The organism is Paenibacillus sp. EZ-K15, assembly GCF_002573715.1.
GTDB lineage: Bacteria > Bacillota > Bacilli > Paenibacillales > Paenibacillaceae > Paenibacillus_AQ.
Genome location: NZ_PDHM01000020.1, coordinates 73,882 through 89,555, shown reverse-complemented (window position 1 = coordinate 89,555; position 15,674 = coordinate 73,882). Strand labels below are relative to the sequence as shown.

The 15,674-nt window shown below is 49.0% G+C and carries 16 protein-coding genes and 1 other RNA gene; 9 read left to right on the top strand and 8 right to left on the bottom strand.

Annotated elements, in window-relative coordinates; translation table 11 throughout:
* Positions 1-42: 42 nt before the first annotated feature.
* The 4 genes from CRG97_RS23410 to CRG97_RS23395 form a co-directional block, all read right to left on the bottom strand.
* The gene (locus tag CRG97_RS23410) at positions 43-1,419 is read right to left on the bottom strand and encodes an MATE family efflux transporter (RefSeq protein WP_098748016.1); all 1,377 of its coding nucleotides are present in this window, start codon (positions 1,417-1,419) and stop codon (positions 43-45) included.
* 270 nt (positions 1,420-1,689) lie between these two features.
* The gene (locus tag CRG97_RS23405) at positions 1,690-2,877 is read right to left on the bottom strand and encodes a putative glycoside hydrolase (protein WP_076325729.1); all 1,188 of its coding nucleotides are present in this window, start codon (positions 2,875-2,877) and stop codon (positions 1,690-1,692) included.
* Positions 2,878-3,264: 387 nt separating this feature from the next.
* Positions 3,265-3,459: a hypothetical protein gene (locus CRG97_RS23400; protein WP_076325730.1), complete on the bottom strand. Its 195-nt coding sequence runs from the start codon at positions 3,457-3,459 to the stop codon at positions 3,265-3,267.
* A gap of 172 nt (positions 3,460-3,631) precedes the next feature.
* Entirely contained in the window at positions 3,632-4,453 is an 822-nt protein-coding gene (locus CRG97_RS23395) for a YitT family protein (protein WP_098748014.1), read from the bottom strand.
* 283 nt (positions 4,454-4,736) lie between these two features.
* Here CRG97_RS23395 and cshA point away from each other — a divergent pair, with 283 nt between their 5' ends.
* On the top strand, positions 4,737-6,350 hold the full coding sequence (cshA, locus tag CRG97_RS23390; protein ID WP_098748012.1) for a degradosome RNA helicase CshA: 1,614 nt from the start codon (positions 4,737-4,739) through the stop codon (positions 6,348-6,350).
* A gap of 190 nt (positions 6,351-6,540) precedes the next feature.
* Here cshA and CRG97_RS33360 read toward each other — a convergent pair whose 3' ends face one another.
* Positions 6,541-6,642: a sporulation protein YjcZ gene (locus CRG97_RS33360; RefSeq protein ID WP_194543886.1), complete on the bottom strand. Its 102-nt coding sequence runs from the start codon at positions 6,640-6,642 to the stop codon at positions 6,541-6,543.
* Positions 6,643-6,830: 188 nt separating this feature from the next.
* Here CRG97_RS33360 and CRG97_RS23385 point away from each other — a divergent pair, with 188 nt between their 5' ends.
* The 3 genes from CRG97_RS23385 to CRG97_RS23375 all read left to right on the top strand — a co-directional run bounded on the left by CRG97_RS23385 (position 6,831) and on the right by CRG97_RS23375 (position 8,407).
* Positions 6,831-7,634, top strand: coding sequence for a YesL family protein (locus CRG97_RS23385; RefSeq protein WP_098748009.1), 804 nt, complete (start codon positions 6,831-6,833; stop codon positions 7,632-7,634).
* A gap of 44 nt (positions 7,635-7,678) precedes the next feature.
* A non-coding RNA gene (ssrS, locus tag CRG97_RS23380) (6S RNA) lies at positions 7,679-7,870 on the top strand.
* Positions 7,871-8,014: 144 nt separating this feature from the next.
* On the top strand, positions 8,015-8,407 hold the full coding sequence (locus CRG97_RS23375) for a DUF1499 domain-containing protein (protein WP_006211699.1): 393 nt from the start codon (positions 8,015-8,017) through the stop codon (positions 8,405-8,407).
* A gap of 72 nt (positions 8,408-8,479) precedes the next feature.
* Here CRG97_RS23375 and tpx read toward each other — a convergent pair whose 3' ends face one another.
* Positions 8,480-8,998, bottom strand: coding sequence for a thiol peroxidase (gene tpx / locus CRG97_RS23370; protein WP_098748007.1), 519 nt, complete (start codon positions 8,996-8,998; stop codon positions 8,480-8,482).
* A gap of 122 nt (positions 8,999-9,120) precedes the next feature.
* Between tpx and CRG97_RS23365 the strand changes: the two genes are divergently transcribed.
* Positions 9,121-9,735 (top strand): rhomboid family intramembrane serine protease, encoded by a 615-nt coding sequence (locus CRG97_RS23365; protein WP_098748005.1) that lies wholly within the window; start codon positions 9,121-9,123, stop codon positions 9,733-9,735.
* Positions 9,736-9,826: 91 nt separating this feature from the next.
* A complete protein-coding gene (gene gltC, locus CRG97_RS23360; RefSeq protein WP_098748002.1) occupies positions 9,827-10,762 on the top strand; it encodes a glutamate biosynthesis transcriptional regulator GltC in 936 nt (311 codons plus the stop codon).
* A 102-nt stretch (positions 10,763-10,864) separates the two neighbouring features.
* On the opposite strand, the gene CRG97_RS23355 is transcribed toward gltC, so the two are convergent.
* Together CRG97_RS23355 and CRG97_RS23350 are read right to left on the bottom strand one after the other, a co-directional pair.
* Positions 10,865-11,545: a zinc metallopeptidase gene (locus CRG97_RS23355; protein WP_098748000.1), complete on the bottom strand. Its 681-nt coding sequence runs from the start codon at positions 11,543-11,545 to the stop codon at positions 10,865-10,867.
* Between the two features lie 42 nt (positions 11,546-11,587).
* Positions 11,588-12,037, bottom strand: coding sequence for a MerR family transcriptional regulator (locus CRG97_RS23350; protein ID WP_098747997.1), 450 nt, complete (start codon positions 12,035-12,037; stop codon positions 11,588-11,590).
* 319 nt (positions 12,038-12,356) lie between these two features.
* Here CRG97_RS23350 and CRG97_RS23345 point away from each other — a divergent pair, with 319 nt between their 5' ends.
* The 3 genes from CRG97_RS23345 to CRG97_RS23335 are packed head-to-tail and all read left to right on the top strand — an operon-like array spanning position 12,357 to position 15,661.
* Positions 12,357-13,796, top strand: a complete 1,440-nt coding sequence (locus CRG97_RS23345) for an ammonium transporter (RefSeq protein WP_098747994.1) — start codon at positions 12,357-12,359, stop codon at positions 13,794-13,796.
* 48 nt (positions 13,797-13,844) lie between these two features.
* Positions 13,845-14,924, top strand: coding sequence for a DUF294 nucleotidyltransferase-like domain-containing protein (locus CRG97_RS23340; RefSeq protein WP_098747992.1), 1,080 nt, complete (start codon positions 13,845-13,847; stop codon positions 14,922-14,924).
* Positions 14,921-15,661, top strand: a complete 741-nt coding sequence (locus CRG97_RS23335; RefSeq protein ID WP_098747989.1) for a 3'-5' exonuclease — start codon at positions 14,921-14,923, stop codon at positions 15,659-15,661. Before CRG97_RS23340 ends, CRG97_RS23335 begins: the two co-directional genes overlap by 4 nt.
* Positions 15,662-15,674: the final 13 nt, after the last annotated feature.

Sequence of the window (15,674 nt, the reverse complement as noted above, 5' to 3'; positions counted from 1 at the left end):
ATGGAGGCGGTCTTTTTGCTAAGAAGGTACGTCGATAGACGTTTAGGATACGGATCGGGATGAAGCATCTACCTGGCGTGTGTACTTGCGTTGAACTTTGACCAGACGCATAAGCATCAGGGCAGCGCCGACGGCAAGGCCTGTGATTAGCCCGATCCAGTAGCCGAAGGCTTGCCAATCGGTGTAGTTGGCGAGCACATATCCTACAGGCAGGCCAATCACCCAGAACGACAGAAAAGCAAGCATGAAAGCGACATTCACGTCTTTATAGCCTCGCAGCGCCCCTTGAGTCGGCGTGGCGATAGCGTCCGAGATCTGGAAGAAAATCGCGAACAGCAGGAACTGCTGGATCAGCGCCACGACGGCAGGCTCGTTAGAATATAATCCGGCGACCTGTCTGCCGGCCATAAACAGGATGACCGCCGTGATCAGCGATAGGATAACGGCTGTGCTAATGCCGAGTTTAGCGTACTTCCAGGCATCCTTCATGCGTCCAGAGCCGGCCTCGAAGCCTACAAGGATCGTCAGACTCATGCATATGCTTAACGGAAGCATGTACAGTGTCGTAGCGAAATTCAGGGCGGCTTGGTGTGCGGCAATGGTCGCCGTATCAAAGCTGCTCATAAGCAGCGTCACCGCTGCGAAGACGGCGGTCTCGAGGAAGATGGAGAACCCGATCGGTACGCCGATTTTTAACAGGCTTTTCCACGCGCTCAAGGAAACACCTTGGAGCTGCCTGAAGATGCCGAATGAAGAGAAGGGCTGATTTTTATGGATGATCACGATCGCGATGATGAGAACGGTCCAGTATGTAATCGCGGAAGCGATGCCGGCACCTACGCCTCCCATTCTTGGAAAGCCCCAGAATCCATAAATGAAGAGAGCGTTCAAGCCTACGTTCACCGGCAGGGTAATCAGCGTGATCACCATGGAAATTTTAGTTTGCCCAAGGGCATCGATAAAGCTGCGGAGCACGGTGTAGGCGAACAGCGGGATGATGCCGATCGATATGGCGGCGAGAAACTGGGAAGCAATCCGCCGAACTTCCGGCTCCAGGCTCATGGCTCCGAGAATGCCCGGTACAACGGCATACCCGATCGCAAGTACGACGATGGCGAGTAAGATGGACAGCCAGAGCGCCTGGTTCACTTGGTAAGCGACTTTATTTTCCTGTCGTCCGCCAACGAGCTGCGAAACGATGGGGGTTATTCCCATCAGAATTCCGCTAAGGCCGGTTTGGACCGGGATCCAGATGCTTGTAGCGATGGCTACGCCTGCCAAGTCGGCCGAGCTGAATTTTCCGGACATGTTGGTGTCAAAAAAAGTAATGGCCGATAAGGCTAGCTGCGTAATCAGAATGGGGATCAGAATGATCGCGAATTGCATCAGCTTCCCCCGTGTTGTTGTGGTCGGTTGCATGTGCGTTTGTGCCTTTCTTATTATAGTTTTTATGACGCTGCCCCCATATTGTAGGGTCCTGCTATGGATGGGAACAATAACTGGCTTATTGAGCGGCGAGCCAGAACTCAACCGGCGGTTGAATTGAAGCGCGTCAATTTCAAAGATTGAGGGGTGAAACCAGCCCTATCCATCATCATAGCATCTGCTGTCAAGAGAGTTCACCGAACGGTTTGAACGCAGAAAGGGCCGGCCCTGTTGTTGGCCGACCCTTTGCGACTGATAATTGAATTATTTATGAGTGACGCCTTCCGTATAACGGTTGGAAGCATTCCAGAGTAAATACTCATCGACGTTTGTATCTTTGAGGGCGCGAATCTGCTCCTCGATTTCCTTTTTGCCATACTTTGCATAATTTCCGCTTCCGAGCCAACTCGCGGTAAAGTCCTGAATCCAAGGTCGAATGATCGGTTTTTGATCTCCCAGCTCATCCAGCTTTTTGTGGGTAGCTTCCATGGAGCCTTTGATGGTCTGGTAAGGAGCTTTATCCGGTACAGGGGAGCCGAACCAGCCTGCCGTGTAATGGCTAGGGTATACCATCGGACTGATGATGTCGACGTTCTTGGAAATTTTGACGAAGTCTTGGCCGATCCCTTCTGCCGCGGGTACCGAAGCAGCATACCCGAAGATGTCAACGGATACGCGTATGCCGAGCGGTGCTAGTTCTTCCCGGGCATATTGTACAAAGTCGGATACCACGTCCACGCGCGATTGATCCGTCTTGGTATATTTCAGGGAATCGGCGCGTTTTTCGAAGCCCTCCGGAAAACGGACATAATCAAACTGGATTTCCTTGAATCCAAGTTTTGCAGCTTCCTTGGCGATTTCGATGTTGTAATCCCAAACCTCTTTACTGTACGGGTTCACGAAGCTGTCGCCCCCGCCATTGGTCCAGACGCTGCCGTCTCCTTTTCGGAAGGAAAGCTCCGGGTTTTTCTTGGCAAGAATCGTATCCTTGAACACGACAATTCTGGCGATCGGATAAATATCGTGTTTCTCCAGCCGCTTCATCAATTGCTTGATGTCTTTGATAAAAGGCTGAGATTTACCGAGTTCCTTCAGCTTCGGATTCTCGGTTTTGTACGTTATGTATCCTTCATCGTCCTTGATGTCAATGACCATGGCATTGAGATCGGTCTTGTCCATAAGATCCACGAGTTGATTCATTCTGGAGCCGCCTGCGCTATAAGCCGTTACATAAATGCCTTTGACTTTAGGCGCTTCAATCTGCGGATCGATCTCTGTTGTGTTTGATTTGATGCCGCTGTGGCCCTGACCTTGGTTGTTGTTTTGGTGCATACCCTGAATCATAGCGGTATTTAATGAAGCCTGAAGTTTGGCGGTAAGGCTGTTATCTTGCGGACTGGAACCGCCGAAGCCCGCGGACGCTAAGATGAATAAAGCCAAGATGATATTCATAATTACTCTCTCCCTTGTGTACATTCACATCATGATTATAAAGGAACGGATGCCTTCAAAAAGAACAGGATTGTTACAATCGACAATAAATTGGAAACGGGGGTGAGCGTACCTAGTTCATTAAACGGGTCAAGGGCGTTTTAAACGCTAAATATCGACATTTCTCGGCGCTGGCCGTGAACAACTTGTGAACATGGGGAGTGACTAGCATCGGAAATAATGAACATAAGAAGGTGGATAGCGTTTACTTGCAGCTTTATCTGCATGGTGGGGAAAGACGTGCTTATAGAATTTACATTTCTCCATAAAAAAATGCCGTTACTCACCGGTGAATTTTACCGGAGAATAACGGCACTTATTGTGCGATATTCACGTGTTGCATTAAAATTAATGAAGCGGCGTTTGATTCTGATGCTCGCAAATGCTGAACTGAATGATTTCAAGAGCGTCCTCCTGCTCCAGAATACTCAGCCCGTCCCTTAGAACGATCATGGAATTTAGTTCCTTCTGTCTAAAGAACGGTATCATTTCCGGGAACCACTTCATGACGATTTGTGACAATTTTACCGTTTCCATTTCCATAAAAATCACCCTTTCCTTCCAAATTGGTTAGGCAGGACGTTCTTTTGTAAAACGGAAAAACAATTAAAATTGGGCCAAAGCGATGCCCGGGAAACAGAACTCATGAATATTGTAGGAACCGCGCACAAATATTATACCACATATTTACCAACCCCTCACAGGTGGTAAATATTTAGTTCTTGCGGAATTGACCCATGACAGCCGTGGTTTCCACGATATTTACAAAGGCCAGGGGGTCTGTTTCTGTAATAATTTGTTTTAGCTCAGCCAGCTCATATCGCGTCGTGACGGTCATAAGCATATCCTTTTCTTTATGGCTGAAGGCTCCCTCGGTTTTGATCTTGGTTATGCCGCGGGGGCGCTTGAGCAGCTTCTCCAGCAGGGCCTCCGTCTGGTTCGTGACAATAAAGACGGTAACCTTGATATGACTGACGTGGAGCATATCCACCATTTTTCCGGCAACATAGATGGAAGCCATCGAGGCGAGGGCCAGATTCCAGTCGTCCTCCAAATAGGCAACCGTCATAATGACGATGGCGTTCAGCGTCACGAGTACACTTCCAACGGGGAAGTCTCGATATTTCGTAACGAGGGAGCCGATGATATCAAAACCCCCGGTGGAACCGCCAACCCGAAAGGAGAGGCCGGTGCCGAATCCGACAAGCACGCCGCCGAAAACGGAGGAGAGCAGCATATCGGTTGCAACCGGAGTAACCGGAATGAGCTCAAGGAACAGGGTAGTAACGATAACCGAGATAACGCTGAGACCAACAAACCTTTTGCCGAGCTTGAACCAACCGGTTATAAGAATCGGGATATTGAGCACAAAATACATGATGCTGATATTTAGCGGCGTGAAATAGCCAATAATCAGGGCCACGCCGGATACGCCGCCGCTGAGCAGATGATGGGGAATCAGGAACAGATTGAATCCAGCGGCAATGATGATACCGCCGAATATAATGGAGAAATAGGTCCATAGACGCTTCAACATAGGAATCACCTCCCGGTTATTATGACTTCTTTAAGCTTGCTGGTATTCCAGAATTGTTTTGTGATATAATGTATTGGATATTCTTGAGTAGTCCGTTACATTGATAACTTTGCAAGCTTATCAGGATGATTATACATTAGCCAGTCAACTACTGGTGATAGAGAAATATACCGGTTCACCTCGTGCAGAAAATCCTGCTGGCCGGGAAAGCCTATAAACGTTACCACTACTTAAGAATACAGAGAAGAAAGTGGAAGTCCACGATAGAAGGAGTATGAACCTATTGAAAAATTTTGCAGATTTTGGCTTGGAGCCGCGCGTGCTGCAAGCAATTACTGAACTTGGCTTTGAGGAAGCCACACCGATTCAATCCCAATCGATTCCGATTGCTCTTACCGGCAGGGATATGATTGGACAAGCACAGACAGGTACGGGTAAAACAGCAGCATTCGGCCTTCCTCTTATCCACAAAATCGCCAAAGAAGAGGAACGTATCGTCGCTCTCATTATGACACCGACCCGTGAACTTGCCATCCAGGTTGCTGAAGAAATCGGCAAACTGTCCCGCTTTAAAGGAATCCGTTCCTTGGCTATTTATGGTGGACAAGATATCGGTCGTCAGATCCGCGCTTTGAAAAAGAAGCCTCAAATTATTATCGGCACACCAGGTCGATTACTTGACCACATCAACAGAAAAACCATTCGTCTTGATGATGTACAAACCGTTGTACTCGATGAAGCGGATGAAATGCTGGATATGGGCTTCATGGAAGACATCCAGTCGATCCTTAAGCTTGTTCCTGAAGAACGTCAAACCTTGCTGTTCTCCGCAACTATGCCGGCTAACATTCAGAAACTGGCTTCTCAGTTCCTGAAAGACCCTGAGCATGTATCCGTTATTCCTAAGCACGTTAGTGCACCTCTGATTGATCAAGCGTACATTGAAGTTCCTGAGCGTCAAAAATTCGAAGCCTTGAGCCGCCTTCTGGATATGGAATCGCCTGAGCTTGCGATTGTATTCGGACGCACGAAGCGCCGGGTAGACGAACTGGCAGAAGCCCTGCAAAAACGCGGCTACTCTGCAGACGGTCTCCATGGTGACCTTTCTCAGCATCAACGTGATACCGTTATGCGTAAATTCCGTGACGGCAGCATTGATGTTCTCGTAGCGACAGATGTGGCTGCACGTGGTCTCGACGTATCGGGCGTTACTCATGTTGTGAACTTTGACTTGCCGCAAGATCCGGAAAGTTATGTACACCGTATTGGACGTACAGGCCGTGCTGGTAAAGAAGGTACGGCTTGGTCCTTCGTAACTCCTCGTGAGATGGATCATCTGTACTTTATCGAGCGTGTGACTCGTCACCGTATTCCACGTAAACCTTTGCCTACGATCGCTGAAGCTATTGAAGGTAAACAGCGCATTATCGCTGAGCGTGTGCTTGAAATTATTGAGCAAGGTGAATTGACCGAGTATAAAGGTCTTGCCATTCAATTGCTGGAACAATACGATTCCGTACAATTGCTGGCAGCTGCAATGAAAATCCTGACTGGAGACAAGAAGGAAGGATCCGATATTCACTTGACTCCGGAAGATCCGATCCGTGCAAAACGCCGGAAGCCGGACATCCGCAATGGCCGCAAGCCAAGCGGCGGCTATGGTGGCCGCAGCAGCGGCGGCGGATATCGCCGTGATGGTGGAGGCGGAAGCGGAAGTGGCAGCGGTGGTAACCGTGGCGGCTACTCCAAAGGCGGATACAACCGTGATGGCGGCGGCAGCAGTTATGGCAACCGCGATGGCGGTGGCTACAACCGTGACCGCAACAATAGCGGTGACCGTAAACCGCGTTCCTACAGCGGCGGCGAGCGTCGCCCTAACCGGAGCGGAGACGAATAATATTAACGGCTAACTTCCTTTGACAGAAGTAACCGAACACAAAAGACGAAGCAGCTGCCCACGCTAAGTGGAGCCGCGCTTCGTCTTTTGTTCATGTTTAAAGAAGATGCACCCAGGGTGCATCCCCTTTAAACTCGCAGTTTTAGAGCAATAACAGCTGATCTGTTTCACTCAATGATTCAAGGAGTCATTAGATATAGAATGTGCTGAGGATAATGACAAGGAGAATGAACAGAACCAGGACAATACCGACATTTGATCCGTAGCCGTAACCGCCACCTTCACAAGACATACATAATCCCTCCTCTTTTAATTTGGAAATTCAAGTTTGTTGAACGGATTACGAGATATCGTATGGAAAAACGATGGCGCTGGATTGGACATTCACCCAGGGGCGTATAAATTAGGCTCTGGCAATGCATGTACAAAATAAGGTATATTAATAGATACATGCATGATTTGAGTGAGGAGGAAACGGATTTGGAAATGAAAGGAGCCATGGGTGGCTTATACAAGCTCACCGAGTGGATTACCCGTATTGCTTTTTCGAACATCTTGTGGGTTATTTGTACATCGCCTTTCCTGTTTATTGTTCTAACCAAATTCCTGATGGCCGTTCAGACACCGGATGCGCATAATGAGCAGCTGCTGTCTAACTGGGTTCTCGGAATATTATCACCGTTTGTTCTGTTTCCGGCTACGGCGGCTTTATTTACCGTTGTACGTAAGTGGGTCATGGGCAATCCGGACGTGTCCGTATTCAAAACGTTCTTCAAGGGTTATAAGGAAAATTACAAGCAGAGCATGATCGGCGGCATTTTTTATACGCTGTTGTTCGTGATTATGTACGTGGATTACACGGTTTATATGACGCAGCTTGATGGTTTCCAGCTTGTCGGCATTGTGATGCTCGTGCTGCTTATCGTGCTGTTTGTCTCCCTGTTTAATTTCTTCTCCATGACTGTTCATTATGAGATGAAAACGTTGCAGCTGTTGAAAAATGCGGTGCTGCTGACATTGATTCGCCCGTTCCGGGTATTTTCGACTTTGATCGGAAGCGCTGTCTTGGCATATATCGGCACGCAGATGCCGGTGCTGTTCGTGTTCTTCCTGTTCTGCTTGATGGCATTGTTCGCGTTCTTTAACTTCTATGCTACCTTCACCAAAATGCAGGAACAGCAGGAGAAGATGAAGAAAGCCGAGGAAGAGGAGTCTGAAACCGAACAAGCTCTTCTGGAAAGCATGGATGCTGCCCAAAAGGGAGATAATGGATCGAAACCTTAATAATGCGAGGTTTACTTTTCCGGCAAAACCCCCTATAATAAGACTACATCCTGCGATGTTCGTTTCGGTTTTCCGTTGTTTTGAACCAATGACGATGTCTAGGGAGATCTATACGTAATCGTGGCTGAAATGCCCTGTCTATATGACAAGGGGAATTCATAAGCGGTTCTGCGGTCACCCACCTGCTAATGCAGGTTCGAAGACAATGTTTACCGGACGGCATAGGCGGGTTTCGTTAAACCAATGAATGGGCACCTCTTTCATTTCGAATTCGAAGTGAAAGAGGTGCCTTTTTGCTATATATAAAGGTTTGCTGAAAGCATAAACAATGTTAAACTAGAGTATGGATGGAACGGTCATTTATAAAGGAGGAACGGTCTTTGTCATTAAAACGAGTTCTAATTGGTATCGTGCGCAGCTATGACGGCACAAGCGACCGTGCTAAAGATCCCAAGCTGAAGACGCGTTATTACAATCTTTCAAAAGAAAAGTGTTTTGAAGAGGTTTCCTCGACACTAAAAAAAATTCCGGGTTACAAAGTTCTGCATGAGGTTAAATCCGTGGGAGAAATCACGCTCGAGAAAAGAACCTCGTTTGGACGTACACTGGACATTACCGTATCCGTGCTTGGCATCAGTCCGGTTCGCAGCGCAGTTGATATGTATTCGGCGTCCCGCGGTTCTCTAGGGGATCTGGGAGCGAACTACCGGGTTATCTTGAACCTGTACGCTGTTCTGGATAAAAAACTGAGCAAGTATAAAGTGGATGCTTAGTAGAATAAGAAAAAGCGGGAGAGCTGCTCTCCCGCTTTTTAAAAGTGTGCAGTGTATGTACCCTTTGGCGTGTTACCGCAAAGATTTTACTGCATCGATCGCGGCTTCGTAATTCGGGTGCTCCGACATTTCACCAAGGTATTCTACATAGGTGATGGTATCGTTAGTATCCACGACGAAGATCGAACGCATGTCGAGCTGGAATTCCTTGATGAGCACGCCATACGCTTCACCGAAAGAACGCGATTTATAGTCGGACAGCGTAATGACCCGGTCAACGCCTGCAGCTCCGCACCAGCGAGCTTGGGCGAAAGGAAGGTCGGCACTGATCGTAAGGATCACCACATCATCGCCTAGACCAGCGGCTTCTTCATTGAAACGGCGAGTCTGTGCGTCGCATACTCCGGTGTCGAGGGAAGGAACGACACTGATTAGCTTGATTTTACCAGCATAATCCTTAAGAGATGCGTCTTCGAGCAGGTTTTTGCTCACTGTAAAATCCGGCGCGGCATCACCAGCCTTGAGCTGTGGTCCGATGAGTGTAATAGGATTGCCTTTGAAAGTGGCAGCTCCTGAACGTTCTTGAGCCATGAGAAATCTCCTCCTTGGATATCAAAGTTTGGTGATCAGGTTCATGGTACATTATAATCTTTTTAAAAAGGGAATGTCCACTAAGGGGCATCCCTGGCCTGATTTAGGATGAGGAGGATGCTATGATATTCGTACGTTATGAAAATTGGAAAAGTTACTTGCGTTATTATCCCGTTACATCGCTGCTGCTCGTGATCAACCTGGTGATGTTTGCGATCACTTCCTTTGACGGCGGTTCCAGAAATCCGGTGACGCTGCTGAAATATGGAGCTTTATCGGATTTGCCGCAATTCGTTGACCAGGCATGGAGATACTTTACGGCGATGTTCCTGCATAACGGATTTGATCATTTATTATTCAACAGCTTTGCACTGCTGGTATTTGTTCCCCCGCTGGAGAGAATCATGGGGAGCTGGAAGTTTGCCATCCTGTATCTGCTCAGCGGTGTTCTCGGTAATGTAATCGGTTTGGCTTATTATGAGCGCATGGAGAGCTATACCTTCCTTGTAGGCGCGTCAGGAGCCATTTACGGAGCTTATGGCGCTTATCTGTACATCGCCCTGTTCCAGCGGCATGTCATTGATGAGTCGTCCCGCAAGACGCTGTTCACCCTGCTTATATTGGGGATTCTGTTCTCGTTTACCCCAGGGGTCAGCCTTGTAGCACATGTCGGCGGATTGGTAGGCGGATTTTTCCTCTACGGTCTCATGATTCGATTATTTAAACGTCGAACATAATCGGACCTTAGAGGGGTCTGTTATAATAGAATTGGATGATTTGATAAAGTCTTCAAGTCTTCTAGGGAATAAGAATGGAGCGATAAAAGGCGTGGAATTACGACAGTTGCAATACTTTGTAAAGGTTGCGCAAAAGGAACACGTTACCCAAGCGGCAGAAGAACTTCATGTGGCTCAGTCAGCCGTCAGCCGTCAAATACATCAGTTGGAAGAAGAGCTTGGTGTTAATTTGTTCATGCAAAAAGGACGGAATCTGCAGTTAACCCCGGTAGGTCAGCTTTTTTGCAAACGGGTTGAGAGCATTATGAAGGACCTGGACCGTGCGGTCGTCGAGATACATGAATTTCTGGACCCGGAGCAGGGGGAGATTCGCATCGGATTCCCGCACAGCCTGGGCATCCATTTAATTCCGTCCATTGTGGCTGAATTCCGGAAGAAATACCCGAACGTGAAGTTCCGGTTCAAGCAGGGGATGTTCCCGACTTTGATCCGGGACGTGGTTGGGGCTGAAGTGGATTTGGCATTTGTGTCGCCGTTTCCGGATCGTCATGATCAAGTGGATGGGGATATCGTCTTGACAGAGGAGTTGTTTGCGATCCTGCCGCCGAATCACCCGCTTGCGGGGGAGCAGTCCATCAAGCTGGAGCAATTGAAAGAGGAGCGCTTTGTGCTGTTCAGCAAAGGCTACTCCTTGCGTCCGATTGTGTGGCATGCCTGCCTGGAAGCCGGGTTCACGCCGAAAATTGCTTTTGAAGGCGAGGAAACGGATACGATCCGCGGGCTGGTTGCCGCCGGTATGGGGGTCAGCTTGCTTCCTGAAATGGCGCTATTCCAGACGAATCCGCTGCAGCCGGCACGCGTCCGGATCTCGGAGCCGAAGGTAACGCGTTCCATCGGTCTGATTCACCGCGCGGACGAGAAGCTGCCACCGGTTGCGCAAGCCTTCCGTGCGTTTCTGCTTCAATATTTTGGTATTGATCCGTCACCGAAAAAGGAAGGGAAAGCGGATTCCACATCAACTCCCTAACCTGGCTTCATTTATCAAGAATAATCTAATTAAAAAGAGGGCTTTCCTTCTCCACCAAACCATGGTAGAGAGGAAAGCCCTTTGTTGTTACGCTTTATTAAATTATTCCCGGTTGCTTGTAAAGATCATGATATAACGGATCAGCTCAAGCAGAGAGATCAAGGCGGCAGCGACATAGGTCAGAGCTGCGGCGTTCAATACTTTAGCGACTCCGCGTTCTTCGTCATTGGCGATATAGCCTTCTTGAACCATCAGCTGACGGGCACGGTTACTTGCGTTAAACTCGACCGGCAAGGTGACAAGCTGGAAGGCAACGGCGCAAGAGAAGAAGATAATGCCGAGACCGACCAGATTCATGGCTTGGAACAGGAATCCCGCAATCAAGAGAAACGGAGCGATACCCGATGCGAAATTTACGACCGGGAACATTTTGTGACGGGCGACAAGCATCGGATAGTGTTCCGCATGCTGGATCGCATGGCCGACCTCGTGACAAGCAACAGAGACAGCCGAGATGGAACGTTCATAATAAACGGGCTCGGACAAACGCACAACGCGTTTGGTCGGATCATAGTGGTCGGAGAGTGTGCCTGGCACCGGTTCAATTGGCACATCGTGGAGTCCGTTGGCATCCAGCATGTGCCGGGCAGCATCGTATCCGGTCATGCCGGTGCTGTTCTCGACCTTGGTCCATTTGTTAAAGGTGCCTTTGACCCGGAACTGAGCCCAGAGCGAGAATATAAAAGCGATAATAATGAGAATAAACATCCAGTCAGAATACATATATCATACCCCCATACAAAGTTGTCATTTGGTTCTTCACCATTACATCGAAGTGAACTGGTTCAACAAAATTTGAATCGACTCGATACAGGCAGCTCCTTTAGGAAGGATGTTAGCAAGTACTTCCCGGGCTTGACTTGGTTTTAATTCACGCAGAAGCGGGTTGAGTTCCTTCACATCCCGTTCCAGCTGTTTCATCTGTATTTCGAGCTTGGTTAGCTTCTCCGTCATTTCGGAATCATCAGGTACCGACTTCCAGCGATCCAGTCTCTCCTTAATCTCATCGAGAGTATATTTCTCTTGCTTTAACTGATTAATACGTTCGAGAGTGCTTAAGGTTTCAGAACTGTACAACCGGTAATTTTTTAACGTCCGTTTCTCAGGGGAGATCAAACCCAGCTTCGTATAATAGTCAATGGTTCTTTCGCTGATTCCGGCAACCTTGGCCAGCTCACCGATTCGGAAAAGGTTTCCTCTCGTGATCCCCATCATTCATCACCTCACAAGCTTTCATTGAATTGGACATTAATGAATGCATTTATATTTTCATTTTAATAGAAATATGATACATGATCATGAACCATACAGTCAAACGTCATAGTTGTGACAAAAAAACATGGATGTTTAGTCGTCTTTTTTAACTCTACATGATGTTAGACGATTTGCACTGAATGCACTTAATGTTAGATTATATTACATAAATGGTGTTTAACATGAAAAAAACCGTTGCAGATATTCATTCACCCCCCTATAATGACAATATGAATTCAAGTTGATGTTATATTATCTTACATTAAGGGGAGTGTGAAACATGAACAAAAGATGGCTAGGTTTAATGGCGGGAGCAATCGCATTGCTTGCATTCCCGGCGAGCGCGTTCGCCGCTGATGGGGGAGCCACAAATGTTGAATTAACGGCTGGTTTGAACTCCGTGTTCGTATTCTTGGCAGCATTGCTCGTATTCTTCATGCAAGCAGGGTTCGCACTGCTGGAAGCCGGATCGGTTCGTATGAAGAATGCAGGCCACGTTGCCGGTAAAACATTCCTGACCTTCGGCATTTCGATCGTCGCCTTCTGGGCGCTAGGATTTGGCCTGGCATTCGGTAACGGGAACAGCTTTTTCGGATTTGAAGGTTTTTTCTTAAGTGGTGACAATGCATCAGGCTCATTTGATTCCTTGTCCGCTTACGATGTGCCAACGACCATTATGTTTCTGTTCCATTTATCCTTTGCAGCCGTCTCCTTGGCTATCGCTTGCGGTGGTATGGCCGAACGTGCGAAGCTTAGCGTTTATATCGTGTTCGGATTGCTGTTCACCATCGTGATTTACCCGATTGTTGCTCACTGGGTGTGGGGCGGCGGCTGGCTTGGGGCTCTGGGTATGCAGGACTTTGCCGGATCGACGGTCGTTCACTTGACAGGTGCTACAGCGGCGCTGGTGGCTACCGTTCTTCTGAAACCCCGACTTGGCAAATATAATAAGGACGGGAAGCCTAACAGCATCCCAGGTCACAACCAGGTATTATCGGTACTCGGCGTGTTCATCATCTGGATTGGTTGGTTCGGATTTAATCCGGGGAGCACCATCTCCGCACTCACGGACGGCTTCTTCGGGTTTGTGGCTTTAAATACGAATATCGCAGCAGCGGCAGGTGCGCTTGCAGCGTTGCTGATCTCTTGGGCGGTTCTGGGCAAAGCGGATATACCCAGCATGCTGAACGGTATCCTCGCTGCATTTGTTGCCATCACAGGGGCTTGCGCATTCGTGGAACCTTGGGCGGCTGTCGTTATCGGTGCAGTAGCCGGTACGATTACCTTCTTTACGGCTCAGTGGTTTGACCGCAAAGGCATTGATGATCCTGTATATGCATTCTCCGTACATGGTATTGCCGGTATGTGGGGTGCCGTATCCACCGGTTTGTTCGCAGCACCGAGACTTGTTGAAATTACAGGCGTAGGCAAAGAAGGTTTGTTCTACGGCGGGGGCTTCGGTCAGCTTGGCGTTCAGCTTCTGGGTCTGGTCGGAACGTTTGCATTCGTACTCGTGATCTCATTCATCATTCTGTATATCATGAAAGTCACGATGGGTATTCGCGTAACGGAGGAAGAAGAATTGATGGGCCTTGATATCAGTGAACACGGAACTTACGGATATCCGGAGCAAATGAAACTTCTGGCGGAAGCGGAAGGGAAGTCCCCTGAGTTTCGTTCCGGAGGCAAAGCGTTACCTGGAAGCGACACCGCATTATAAATACTAAACTCGAAATGGTTAATGAATATGCAATAAGGAGGCCGCGGCATGAAACCTCTGAAATCCGTCAATCTGTTTCCGGTATTCTCGGAAATTCAGACAGCAACAACTGCTCAGGAAATACGAGATGAACGGATCGCTTGTCAGAACCATCTGATCGAGATGCGTCATGACATGGACCTGAGAGAGTGGATCGCATCCGTCAATACGATGCACGACCTGATTGGACAGCGTGCCGCGGCAATCTGTGAGCAGGACATGTGGGAGGCTGGCTTGGGCCGGCCTCCTGCGCGTTATGCGTTTGTTGCTTTTGGCAGCAGCGGAAGGCAGGAAGCTACGCTGTGGAGTGATCAGGACAATGGTCTGATCATTGGTGATGAGCTGGAGGAGGATCAGCTCCCTTTTTTTCGGGAATTTGGCCTTCGGCTGGCGAATCTGCTGGAGGTTGCAGGCTATCCCAAATGTTCGGGAAAGGTAATGTGTTCGGAACCATTATGGAGCAAAAAGCTTGGCGATTGGAAAAATCAGATTAGCGACTGGTGTGAAGACCAGCAGTGGGAGCCGATTCGCAATTTCATCATCGCCTCGGATCTCCGTCATGTAGCGGGAGATGGCAAACTATCGGAGGAATGGGTTGACCATTTCCGAAGCTCTGTCGAGCTGCACCCGAGCATCGGCAATGCCGTACTGCGAAACACGGTCAAGCACAAGGCAACGCTTAATGTCATGGGGCGAATTGTGACGGAGCGGTTTGGTGAGCATGCCGGTGAATTTGACGTAAAGTATGGCGTCTATATTCCGCTAGTGAACAGCATTCGCACGATGGCGCTGCAAAGAGGCATCATCGAAACCTCAACGCGAAAGCGCATGGAGAAGGTGATGCTGCTTGAGGGCGGCAACTTGCTGCTGGAAAGCGTGCAGCGTGCTTTCTTGACGGCGCTTCGGCTGAGAAATAACACGCCCCATCGGCTGGAGAACGGGCTGATCACGAGCAGCGGGTATATCCCGCAGGAGCAGCTCAAGAACAAAACCATGCAGTACGAGCTTCGCGATACGCTTGGTGTGGTCAGACGGATACACCGGTCATTGCAGCGAGAGCACCGTTTTGCGGAGAGGAGGAACCCATGACTGAACCGGGACCATCGAACGGTGGGTTCTGGAGATCACTCCGTTCGGGTAACTTTAATTCCGCCATCGCTTCCATGCGCGGCGCGCAGACGGCGCAGCAGTTGGCCTTTATCCGATCCCGGATGAAGGATAACCGGAGGCCGGAGGTTCTGGGTACCCCGCTGGACGAGCTGGAGGTTGTCGTATTTGATCTGGAGTCGACGGGGTTCAATCACCAGCACGGTGATGAAATTTTGTCATTCGGTGCAATTAAGGTCCTCGGCGAGCAAGTGATCGAGAACGAAACCTTTCATATGATCGTTAATAGCGGTGCTCCTGTTCCTCCATTCATTGCTGAGCTGACGGGAATTACGCAGCATATGGTTGATGCAGCCCCGCCTTTAATGGAGGGGCTGCATGATTTCATGGCTTTTATAGGCGGCAGGGTGCTTGTTGCCCATGCCGCTGCCCATGACCGCGGATTCCTGAACGCAGCCTTGTGGAAGACATCGAAGGTCCGATTAACCCATCGGCTCCTCGATACGATGATGCTCGCACAGAGATTATATCCTGAGCAGAAGGACTACAGTCTGGATGAGCTGCTTCGGAGCAGCGGCATCCCGGTGGAGGGCCGGCATCATGCTCTGTCCGACGCGCGCATGACTGCTCGGCTGTGGGCGGATTATATGAAAGAAATTCAGGCGCGCGGCCATGCAACCACGCTGGGAGATTTGTATGTCTATCTAAGCGAGGCATAACCTCGAACATGAT

What these genes read in the sequence shown, in the direction of transcription:
- CRG97_RS23410 (WP_098748016.1), bottom strand. Translation starts at nt 1,419, where the DNA reads ATGCAACCGACCACAACAACACGGGGGAAGCTGATGCAATTCGCGATC.
- CRG97_RS23340 (WP_098747992.1), top strand. Translation starts at nt 13,845, where the DNA reads ATGAAACCTCTGAAATCCGTCAATCTGTTTCCGGTATTCTCGGAAATT.
- CRG97_RS23355 (WP_098748000.1), bottom strand. Translation starts at nt 11,545, where the DNA reads ATGTATTCTGACTGGATGTTTATTCTCATTATTATCGCTTTTATATTC.
- CRG97_RS23350 (WP_098747997.1), bottom strand. Translation starts at nt 12,037, where the DNA reads ATGATGGGGATCACGAGAGGAAACCTTTTCCGAATCGGTGAGCTGGCC.
- CRG97_RS23345 (WP_098747994.1), top strand. Translation starts at nt 12,357, where the DNA reads ATGAACAAAAGATGGCTAGGTTTAATGGCGGGAGCAATCGCATTGCTT.
- CRG97_RS23335 (WP_098747989.1), top strand. Translation starts at nt 14,921, where the DNA reads ATGACTGAACCGGGACCATCGAACGGTGGGTTCTGGAGATCACTCCGT.
- CRG97_RS23400 (WP_076325730.1), bottom strand. Translation starts at nt 3,459, where the DNA reads ATGGAAATGGAAACGGTAAAATTGTCACAAATCGTCATGAAGTGGTTC.
- CRG97_RS23365 (WP_098748005.1), top strand. Translation starts at nt 9,121, where the DNA reads ATGATATTCGTACGTTATGAAAATTGGAAAAGTTACTTGCGTTATTAT.
- tpx (WP_098748007.1), bottom strand. Translation starts at nt 8,998, where the DNA reads ATGGCTCAAGAACGTTCAGGAGCTGCCACTTTCAAAGGCAATCCTATT.
- CRG97_RS23395 (WP_098748014.1), bottom strand. Translation starts at nt 4,453, where the DNA reads ATGTTGAAGCGTCTATGGACCTATTTCTCCATTATATTCGGCGGTATC.
- CRG97_RS33360 (WP_194543886.1), bottom strand. Translation starts at nt 6,642, where the DNA reads ATGTCTTGTGAAGGTGGCGGTTACGGCTACGGATCAAATGTCGGTATT.
- CRG97_RS23405 (WP_076325729.1), bottom strand. Translation starts at nt 2,877, where the DNA reads ATGAATATCATCTTGGCTTTATTCATCTTAGCGTCCGCGGGCTTCGGC.